General features: G+C 64.9%; 7 protein-coding genes. 3 read left to right on the forward strand and 4 right to left on the reverse strand.

All coding sequences use genetic code 11. From position 1 onward, the window contains the following. Positions 1-72 precede the first annotated feature (72 nt). Entirely contained in the window at positions 73-2,055 is a 1,983-nt protein-coding gene (locus QRN45_RS05125; protein ID WP_284762558.1) for an S-layer homology domain-containing protein, read from the reverse strand. A gap of 396 nt (positions 2,056-2,451) precedes the next feature. Between QRN45_RS05125 and QRN45_RS05130 the strand changes: the two genes are divergently transcribed. From QRN45_RS05130 to QRN45_RS05140, 3 genes are read left to right on the forward strand one after another with little or no spacing between them, the layout of a single operon-like run. Continuing rightward, positions 2,452-3,504: a permease gene (locus QRN45_RS05130; RefSeq protein ID WP_241707150.1), complete on the forward strand. Its 1,053-nt coding sequence runs from the start codon at positions 2,452-2,454 to the stop codon at positions 3,502-3,504. Continuing rightward, positions 3,494-4,306 (forward strand): TIGR03943 family putative permease subunit, encoded by an 813-nt coding sequence (locus tag QRN45_RS05135; RefSeq protein WP_284762559.1) that lies wholly within the window; start codon positions 3,494-3,496, stop codon positions 4,304-4,306. The genes QRN45_RS05130 and QRN45_RS05135 overlap by 11 nt, the downstream gene beginning before the upstream one ends. Then, positions 4,296-5,552, forward strand: coding sequence for a hypothetical protein (locus QRN45_RS05140; RefSeq protein ID WP_284762560.1), 1,257 nt, complete (start codon positions 4,296-4,298; stop codon positions 5,550-5,552). The genes QRN45_RS05135 and QRN45_RS05140 overlap by 11 nt, the downstream gene beginning before the upstream one ends. A gap of 22 nt (positions 5,553-5,574) precedes the next feature. Here QRN45_RS05140 and QRN45_RS05145 read toward each other — a convergent pair whose 3' ends face one another. From QRN45_RS05145 to QRN45_RS05155, 3 genes are read right to left on the reverse strand one after another with little or no spacing between them, the layout of a single operon-like run. After that, positions 5,575-6,495 (reverse strand): phosphatase PAP2 family protein, encoded by a 921-nt coding sequence (locus tag QRN45_RS05145; protein ID WP_284762561.1) that lies wholly within the window; start codon positions 6,493-6,495, stop codon positions 5,575-5,577. 32 nt (positions 6,496-6,527) lie between these two features. After that, entirely contained in the window at positions 6,528-7,550 is a 1,023-nt protein-coding gene (locus tag QRN45_RS05150; RefSeq protein ID WP_284762562.1) for a glycosyltransferase family 4 protein, read from the reverse strand. Next, positions 7,551-9,722, reverse strand: coding sequence for an amylo-alpha-1,6-glucosidase (locus QRN45_RS05155; protein WP_284762563.1), 2,172 nt, complete (start codon positions 9,720-9,722; stop codon positions 7,551-7,553). Between the last annotated feature and the right edge of the window lie 191 nt (positions 9,723-9,913).

The raw sequence follows: 9,913 nt of genomic DNA on the forward strand, positions 1-9,913 counted from the left end.
GGAATCCTCGAAAATTCGGGGATTCCGGACTGGAAGGTTGTTCAAAGGTGGTCGGATATTGCGCCCCTCCCGTCAGGGCCGGGGGAATTTGGCGTTGAGGCGGAACAGGAACGCGGCGGTCGCGTCGCGGTGTACGGGTTGAAGTGGCTGGTAAATCGATCCTCCGGCTACTGGCCATCCGGTGGTGATGCCGGTGGAGGCGAGCCAACTGATCTCCTTGTAGAACGGGTAGCTGACGGGTACGTCGAGGAACGCGGTGGTCGGGGTCACGGCTGGGCTGCCGCTCAAACGGTAGAGGAACACGGCCATCGAATCCCGGTTCACCGAATCCAAGGGGTGGAAGGTTTTTGTGTTGTTCGGCCCGGGATACCCGGTGGTGATGCCGGCGGTGGCCAGCCAGGTGATTTCCTTGTAGAAGGGGTCCGAGGTGGGAACATCAGTGAACGGGGATACCGCCGGGGCATTGAACGCCGGGCTGGCCTCGTAGCGGTAGAGGAACGCGGCCATCGCTTCCCGGCTGATCGACTGCAGCGGTTCGAACAAGGTGGTTCCGTTAGGACCCGGGAATCCGGTGGTGATTCCGTTGGTGGCCAGCCAGGTGATCTCGTTGTAGAACGGATACGTCGAAGGGATGTCGGCGAACGAGACACCGTTGTCGTACATCTCGTAGTCGTCGGTGGTGATGGTGCCATTCGTTTGGATGTTCAGGCCCCAACTGATTCCTGAGGCGCCGGCCGGCAGGGGAGGCGTGGTCCAGGTGGTTTGGGTCCAGTTCGCCGCGGCGGCGACCAGTGGGCTTGCGGTCCAGTATGTCCAGAAGCCGTTGCCGACCCGGTAATAGAGTTCGAATTGGGTTGCCGCGGTGGATTTATACCAGGCTTTCAGCTGATACGTATGTCCGGGTATACCTGTCGGCGAGCAGCCGCCTAGGTCCAGGGCGGGCAGGAGTTTCGCGTCCCCGGACACCCACCCTGTCAGGGTGAGCTGTTCGGCGTTCGTGCCGGTGTGGCCGGGTGTGACGATGGAGAAGGCAGGGGTGTTGGTGCCGTACCCGCCGGCGGCCCAGCACTGCGGGATTGTGTTGACCAAGGTTTCCAGGCTGGGGTTTTGGATCATGTTGACTCCCGGCCCTGGCGGTGGTGGCACAGCAGGGCCAGCAACTGCGGGCTGCTGGGTCCCGCCGATGACCTGGTCCACGGTCTGAACCGCGACCGTACCGGCTGCCTTTTGCTGTGCCAGCCAGCTGGCGAACTGGCTGAACAGGGTCGGGGTGATCGTCAGAGTCGGGTCCGTGCCGACGGCGATGTGGTGGAAGGTCAGCTGGACCCATCCGCCGGTGGTTGTTTGGGCGTGGGTCACCTGGTTCTCCAAGGTCGCCAGGGTCCAGGTGCTGTCTACCTCATCCGGTGCCGCCGTGACGTAGGGATTGGCCGGGGGGATGGTGTCTGCCGCGGGAAGCGTCGCCGAGGCCGGGTCCGGGCCGGCGGCATCGCCCAGTCCGCGGGCGCTGTTGAAGCCGCACCCCTTTACCAAGGCTTCGGTGTTCGCGTCTTCGGATGCGAAGGGGTAGGCGAAACTAGTGACTTTAAAGCCCATGTTCATCAGCGCCACGCGCCCGTCACAGATCTGCCGTGTCGCTTCAGCGGGGATCAGGGACACAAGATCCGGGTGGGTCACGGTGTGGCCGCCGATCTCATTGCCGTCGGCGGCGATTTGGTGCAGGTTGGCTGTGGTCAGGTAGGTGGGCTGGTCGATCCACCCGGTGGTGATGAAAAACGTGCCGACCAAGCCCAGGCTCTTCATCGTGGCTTCGGCCGTCAATTGGTCCGCGTTGCCGTCATCGAACGTCAGCGACACTACCGTGTTTGGGGCAGCATGTGCCGGAGCGGCGAATCCCACCGCGGCCAGCAGACCGGCCACAACCAGCGCTGTGCTGCCGAATGCGGTCCAGCGTTTGCCAAAGTGCTTACCGGGCCGTAATCGGGTTATCTGGGGCCGTGTGCGGCCCTCGCGCGGCGATTCCGTCGTCCCTTGCTGGTCATTAGTGGTACTCATGGTCAACTCCTCCCCAGGCTAGGTAATGCACAGGCAGCCGGGTGATCCCTCATTGGTGGGCCAAGAAGGTGCCGCTCGAAAGGGGAGTCCGATCTGGGTTTCCAGCGGTGGCACTCGGTGCCGGTTGTTTATTCACACTCACGTACATGCGAGGCTACGACCCCGGGCAGCCGTTGAAACGAGTGGTCAATACTTGTTCTTGCCACGCTTCCTGACGCTGCCTTAGGTGGTGCATCCGATGCGTCTAGGTAGCTTGCAAAGTGCTCTACTCGAATCGGTGCCCTGGCCCCGTCCAGGGCTAGTCGCGCAAGCACCCCGCGTGTACAGTCGACTTCGCCAGCCCCTTCCGGTCAGGCCTGCCCGACCGGCCCCATGGAGGAAGGAGTGCCCGTGGCGCTGCCTGCAGTCGACAAACGTAAACAGCCGGAACACGAGCACGGAACCCCGGCCCGGGCTCTCACGTCGAAGTCCGCTGCAGGGCTGGTTGTCGGCCTTGTGCTCGTTGCGCTTTTCGCTGTCGTGCGGGTGCTGGCGCCGTCCACGTCGGAGACCTTCGGGCTTCCCAACGCAGCCCGCGACTTCGCCACGCTGTCGATCAGCGTCGTCGTGGAGTCCCTGCCCTTTGTCTTCCTCGGAATTGTCCTTTCGATCGCTGTCCAGGTCTGGCTACCGGAGGGCATGCTGCTCCGTCGCCTGCCACGGAGTCCGGTACTGCGGAGGCTGGTCCTTTCGCTTCTGGGAATGCTGCTGCCGGTCTGCGAATGCGGAAATGTTCCACTGGCCCGCGGGCTGGTGGTCAAGGGCCTCACCGTCGCGGAATCGATGACTTTCCTGTTCGCCGCGCCCATCCTGAACCCCGTCACCATCGTCACCACCGCGCAGGCGTTCGGCTGGAACAACGGCATCCTGGTTTCCCGCGTCCTGGGCGGGTTCTTCATCGCCAACCTCGTCGGCTGGATCTACAGCCGGCATCCGCGTCCGGGGGAGCTGCTGACCGCCCGGTTCCAGGAAACGTGCAACGTGGCAGACCACGACGGCGGCGCCGCCGGCAGGGTGCGGCGCAGCGTGCAGATGTTCTCGCAGGAGACGCGGGCAATGATGCCGGCCCTGTTCATCGGCGCAGGCATGGCGGGGCTGATCCAGGTGGCCGTTTCCCGCGAAGTGCTGGTCGCCCTGGGCAGCAACCCCGTCTGGTCCGTCCTGGCGTTGATGCTGCTCGCCTTCGTCGTGGCGATCTGCTCAAACGTGGATGCCTTTTTCATCCTGTCTTTCGGTGCGACCTTCATGCCGGGTGGCATCGTGGCTTTCCTCGTTTTCGGGCCCATGATCGACGTGAAAATGCTCGCCCTGATGCGCACCACCTTCACCGCGAAGACCCTCCTTCAGCTCAGCGTGCTCGTGGCACTGTGCGCCGCGGTCCTCGGATTGGCGGTCAACTATGGTCATTAGGCGGCTCGTGGGCCGCTGGCAAGGCGTGGTTCTCAGCCTCATCGGCCTCGTCGCAACGATCTGGCTGGGCCTGACGGGGCAGCTTGCCTTGTATATCCATCCGCGGTATTTCGTGTTCACGGTCATCATGGCCGTCATCGCAGGGGTGCTTGCCCTGGCGGCCTTCGCCTTGGTCCCCGGCGCCAATGACGCCCCCGATGGCGGGCACACCCACGCCGGCGACGCCCACGCCCACGAGCACGACGGCGACGCCCCCGGCGACGACGCGCACCGTTCGCGATGGGGCTGGCTGCGGCCGGCCGGGAGCGTGCTGACCATCATCGCCGCCATCGTCGCCTTGCTGATCCTGCCGCCGTCGACCCTTACCACCGCAACTGTCGCCCAGCGCGACCTCAACGGCTCAGCGTCCGCCCTTACGCTGAAAACACCCGCGCTGCCGGGCAAAGGCGACTATTCCTCCTTCACCGTCCGGGACTGGGCATCGTTGCTTCGGTCGGGCGCGGGGCAGGACTTTTTTGCCGACAAGACCGCCACGGTCACTGGGTTCATCAGCGCGGACACGACAGATCCAAACCTCTTTTTCGTGACCCGGTTCGTGGTGACGTGCTGCGCGGTCGATGCCCAGCCGATCGGTGTTCCCGTCTATCACCCCGGGTGGCAAAACGAATTCAAAACCGACAGCTGGGTCACGGTCACCAGCAGCTTCCACGCCAACCCCAACGCGGCCAGCCGCGAGGCAATCGTCCTGATGCCGAACTCCATCAAGCCCACCACCCAGCCGGCGCAGCCCTATGTCTACTAAGCGCCGCCCCGTCTCGGCCAAACGGGCCGCCGCGATTGCGGCCGCGGCCGAGCTCCTGGCCGGACGCCGTTTCGTGCGCCGCCTCTACGGCACGATCGCGATCCTCGCCCTCCTTGCCGGCGGGTTGACGGCAGCGAACCTTTCGAAGCTGCCGCACGCCAACTCCACCTCGGCACTTGCCCGCACCGCGACACCCGCAGCCTTTGCGTTGTACAGCCTGCAGAGGGATACCGGCAAGGACGACACAGGGCACAAGAAGCCGGACACCATCCTCGGCACGAGCCTGTCCGGCAGCGACCAGGGCACCGTCATCGTCAGCGCCCCCCGCATCCAGGAGTATGCGGCACTTCCCACTGCCCTCGCTGTGGTCACGCTCAACGATGACAACACCAGCTCGCTCGAGATTGTGCCCCTCACCGGCGGGCCGCCAACGCTTGTTCCCTTGCCAAGCCTGGGAACCGTGGCCAACCTCCATGCAGCACCCTCCGAGCACCTCATCGGTTTCACCTTCACCGCGTCTTCGGGCACCGGCCAGTACTGGAAATCGCTCTTCGTGTACGACGTGGGCAGTCCGTCCTCGGCTCCGCGCGCCGTCCAGGGGATCAACGGTCCGGTCTCGGCCGCGGACTGGCGCTTTGTCCCCGGTGCGGCCACCCTGGTGGCACAGACCGACGACCAGTCCATGTTCCTCATTGATGCGCTGGAAAGCGGCAAGGTGTCGCCTCTGGGAGCGCATGCCGGGATCCTCGGATTCGTCCCCGGCACCAACGAACTCGCCGTCGCCGACCAGGGACTGAAAAAGGGCATCGACCCGCCACGCTATTCGACCATCAACCTCACCACCGGGACCTCCACGCCGCTCAGCCTCACCGGCGCGTTCGTGCCCGATGTCGCCAACGGGACCACCACCACGGCGAGCCAGCCGATGGTCCTCGGCACGTCCGGCCAGTACGCGCAGGTAGTGAGAAAGTACGACGGCGGAAAGGAAGCCTCCGTGGTGAACCTCGCCGACAAGAACGGCTCGCGCCAGCTTTACCAGCCTGCCGCGGACTGGTCGGCCATCCTTGACACGTGCATCTCACCGGCCGGCGACTACCTCGCGGTCGAAACGGCAGCACCCCAATACACGGGAGACCAGTACCCTGTCCTCCCCGAACCGACCCCCATCCGGACGGACCTCGTGGACGTGAAATCGGGCGCCGTCCTGAAAAGCGTCCCGGGATTTCTCCCGAGCTGGTGCGGTTGAACACGACGGCGACCGGCAGGGACTAAGGCGATTGCCGCCGTCGGGCGCTCACGTCGAAAAGCCAGGTGGCGGCGACCGTTGCCAGATAGCCGGTGATGACAATCAGGGAGACGCCGGCCCAGAAGTAATTGGTGGTGCTGCTTTCCCGGCCGACACCGGGCGCAATCTTCAACAGCGAATACACCGAAACCGCGGCAGCGGCGATACCCGCCAGCGCCGCCAGCAAGAGCCATAAACGCGACGACGCCCAGTGCCCACCGCGGCCGTCCTGGACGTTCCAGCGCTTTCCCGTGCGCAGCACCAACCAGCCGGCCGGAAGCATGACCGCCCCCACCACGAGGAACGCGGCCACGACGTCGGCGGGCCGGTGCCACTGGTTGATCAGCGTGGAAACCCCGGCCGCCACCGCGAAAGTGCCACCGAGGAACCCCGCCACAGGCCGCCAGCGCGGCGACACCACCAAGAACACCGCGGCGGCCGCCGAAGCCGCCAAGGTGGTGTGGCCGGAGGGCAACGAGTTCAGTTCAATGGTCTGGACGCCGCGGAACGGCCTGTTCGGAAACCAGTCCTTGAGGAGCTGGGTGGCCAGGTTTGCGGCGACGCAAGCGGCGAGGGCGATCCCGGCGGACTTCCAGCGGCGGCGCATGATCGTGACGAAAAGAACGACGACGGCGGCGATCGCCACCGAGATGACCGGCAACCAATCGAGGAACTGGGTGGTTGCCCGCTCGGTGGGACCGTTGATGGCCGCGGCTTCCACCAAAGCGGATTCGTCGATGTACTGACCCGTCGTGGTGCGCACGAAAAAATAGAACGTGGCGATGAACGCGACCACGCAGGCAACGGTTGCGAGCACAAAAAGCAAACCCGTGCCGGCGCGCGCCCAGCGCTTGGCAAAGGTCCCACGTATGTCCGGCAGCCGGCTCGTCTTTGGAAAACTCATTGCTTTCAGGGTGTCATACCTGGCTGGGAGGATCACTTTTGCTCGGCGAGGAGTTCCTCATAGAGCGCCAGGTGTTCGGCAACCATCCGCTCGGCGCTGAAGTAGTTTTCCGCGGAACGGCGGCACTCTCGGCGATCCAGCCTGGCGGCGGCGATGACGGCCTCGGCCAACTCCGGGGGGCTCGAGCGGAGGTAGCCCGTGACCCCCTCGGAAACGATCTCCGGAGCGGATCCCCGGAATGTTGCCACCACCGGAGTCCCGGCGGCGAGGGACTCGATCATGGCCATTCCGAAGGGTTCATCCCACTGAAGCGGATTCAGCAGGGCCACGGACCCGCCCAGGAGGGCGAACTTGTCCGCCGCGTTCAGCTCGCCGAGGTATTCGACGTCGGACCCCAGGAGGGGCGCGATGACCGCGGCGTAGTACTCATGTTCTTCCGCGCTGTACATCTTTGCCGCAATCCGCAGGGGTATCCGGGCCAGGCGGGCGGTCTCTATTGCTTCGGGCAGGCCCTTGCCTGGGTGCATCCGGCCGAGGAAGCTGACGTAGCCGCCGTCGCCGGCTCCGAGCGGGACGGATTGGGTGTCGATCCCGTGGTGGATGACCTTACGTACCTTGATTCCGGGGGCAGTTTCCGCTTGATGGCGCGAGATGGCAATGATTGCGGTGTCGGTGGCCATCGCTTGGTAAATGTCGTGGTTTTCGGCCGAAAAGGGGAGGTGGGCCGTTGCGACGATGGGCGTTCCTTTCGGCCGATGCCGGTACAGCGGCCCCGCCAGGGTGTTGTCGTGGATGAGGTCGACGTCGTCCATGGCCGCGAACGCGTACACGCTGTGGCGCAATTCGTCCGTCCCGTTGCCTATCCTCGAGCCGTCGGCAAGCGGTGGTCCGGGGACTTTGGCCACTGGACATGTGCTTCCGGACGCCGCTGCGAGAAGCACCTCGTGGCCCGCGGCAACCAGGCCGCGGGCCAGGATGTCGATGATCGACTCGGTGCCGCCGTATGCGGGCGGCGGGACCGGAAGCCAAGGCGGGGCAACAAGGCCGATGCGCACCTAGTACCCCTGCCGCAGTCCAGCGGTGACGTGGTGGACATCCAACAGATCGGCAAGCGGTTTGCGCGCCTCGAGGTGCAGCGCGACATCTTCGGGCAGGTCCCTGACGCGTGTTTCTCCGTTGGCAACCTCCACCGAGATCCGGGAGCCGGCGAGCGGGATGTTCCGCATGGTGATCCCGCCGAAGCCTTCAGGAACGACGGGCGCCAGCCAGAGGCCGCCGTGGGTGAGACACGGATCGAACCGGAGAAGGACCCGGAGCAGATGGACCGGTGTGGCAGCGGCCCACGCTTGCGGCGAGCAGGACGAAGGGTAGGGGACGGGCGTCCCGTAGCTTTTCCGATCCAGTCCGCAGAACAACTCCGGAAGCCGCCCGCCGAACGCTTCGGCCGCATCGAGGAGGCCCGTGACGAGGCGTTGGGCCTCCTCAATGAAGCCGTAGCGCATCAATCCGCCGGCAATGAGGGCATTGTCATGGGGCCACACCGAGCCGTTGTGGTAGCTCGCCGGGTTGTATGCTGCCATGTCCGAAGCCAGTGTCCGGACGCCCCAACCCGTGAACATGGTGTCCGACATGAGCCGCGCCGCGACCAGCGGAGCCTTGTCGTCGTCGACGATTCCGCTCCACAGGCAATGGCCCATGTTGGACGCGCACGCGTCCACCGGGCGCTTGTCGCGATCCAAGGCGATCGCGAAATAACCGCGTTCGGGGAGCCAGAATTGCTCGTTGAATTTTCGCTTGAGTTCGGCCGCCCGGGCGCCCCACACCGCGGCCAGCTTCAGATCGCCTTCCTCCTGGGCCATCAGGGCCCGGCTCAGATAGGCGGTGTAGACATAGCCCTGGACTTCGCACAGTGCGATCGGTGGTTCCGCCAGCGTGCCGTCGGCGAAGTTGATGCCGTCCCCGGAATCCTTCCAGCCCTGATTGAGGAGGCCCTGGTCCGTGGCTCGGGAGTATTCAACGAAGCCGTCGCCGTCGGCGTCTCCGTAGTCGCGGATCCAGTCCAGTGCGCGGTCCACCGCGGGCAGAAGGGACTCCGAGACGTCGGCATGGAATCCCCAGCGGGTGAGCTCCCCGGCGAGGGTGACGAACAGCGGTGTGGCGTCCACCGAGCCGTAGTAGGCACTGCCGCCGCCGAGGGCGAGGCCCGTGCTGGCACCGAGACGCACTTCGTGCAGGATCCTCCCCGGCTCCTCCTCGCTGAGCGGGTTGACGGTCCTGCCCTGATGGTCGGCCAGGGTCTTGAGGGTTCCCAGCGCGAGCGAAGGATCCAAGGGAAGGGTCATGAAGGACGTCAGGAGCGAGTCCCGGCCGAAAAGGGCCATGAACCAGGGGGATCCCGCAGCCACCACCGTCCGCCCGGGATGGTCAGCGTCGAAGATCCTGAGGGAGCCGAGGTCTGCCCTGCTCTGGGCCAACGCCTTTTCGAAGGCCTTGTTGGCAAGTTCCGTTGTAGGAACCCTTTCATGCCACTCCTGCTGCCTTTCTTCCGGGACATCGGTGGGGCGTTGGTTCCCCCAAACCTCGGCGTCGGCCTCGGGTCCGACCCCGTCGATGCGGGGGGTGGCCGTCACACCCGTGGACCAATGGCCTTGGGGTTCAAGGGAGATGTCATAGCTGATGACATCTCCGTCAACGGCGCCATTCGGAGCGTCAATGGTGACCAGGACGTGCCGGCCCTGCCTCTGGGACTCAAGGACCAAGGACCCGTTGCCATCCCGCGTCAAATGCACGCTCTCGTGGTGTGCCCTCCCTTCCTTCACTTCGAAGATGTCGGCAAAGTCCGCATTGACCCTGAGTGAAACCGTCGCGTGGGTGGCCTTGTTGGAGAAATTCCTGACCGTGACCTCTTCGCGGACCCCGCCGAACACGCTCCTCCTGCGCTCAATCAGCAGATGGCTGTCTGCCAAGCCGTCGGTGCGAGCCGCACGGCCCACAAAATCAGCGCGGAAAGGCTCCGGGACAGGGGAACCCAAGGCTTCGATGGGGTGGCCGTTCACCGCCAGCACCCAGTTCGAAACGAACCGCGTGTCACGGAAGAACATCCCGTGCGGGCGCAGTTGATCCATATCGCCGTTGGCCGCAGAGACGCAAAACGATGTTCCTGCCAACAACGTCACGGCGCCTGCGCCGGCCGAACCTGCAAGGTTCTCGGCATTCCAACCTGTCATCAATGGGCTCCAAAGCTAGGGACGGGGGAATGGGGCAGCTTGTTTCAGCGTATTCGCCACGTCTTCGGAAGTGAACCCTCGCTCGGATATGTGGGGTTTTCGGCGGACGCTCGCTCACGTATGGCGGGTTGTGGGTGGACGCTCGCTCACGTATGGCGGGTTGTGGGTGGACGCTCGCTCACGTATGGCGG

The organism is Arthrobacter sp. efr-133-R2A-63 (genome assembly GCF_030209795.1).
In the GTDB taxonomy this organism is placed as follows: Bacteria; Actinomycetota; Actinomycetes; order Actinomycetales; family Micrococcaceae; genus Arthrobacter; species Arthrobacter bambusae_A.

Bases quoted from the DNA above. Each gene is read 5' to 3' on its own strand.
- QRN45_RS05125 (WP_284762558.1), bottom strand. From the start codon at position 2,055: ATGAGTACCACTAATGACCAGCAAGGGACGACGGAATCGCCGCGCGAG.
- QRN45_RS05135 (WP_284762559.1), top strand. From the start codon at position 3,494: ATGGTCATTAGGCGGCTCGTGGGCCGCTGGCAAGGCGTGGTTCTCAGC.
- QRN45_RS05140 (WP_284762560.1), top strand. From the start codon at position 4,296: ATGTCTACTAAGCGCCGCCCCGTCTCGGCCAAACGGGCCGCCGCGATT.
- QRN45_RS05145 (WP_284762561.1), bottom strand. From the start codon at position 6,495: ATGAGTTTTCCAAAGACGAGCCGGCTGCCGGACATACGTGGGACCTTT.
- QRN45_RS05155 (WP_284762563.1), bottom strand. From the start codon at position 9,722: ATGACAGGTTGGAATGCCGAGAACCTTGCAGGTTCGGCCGGCGCAGGC.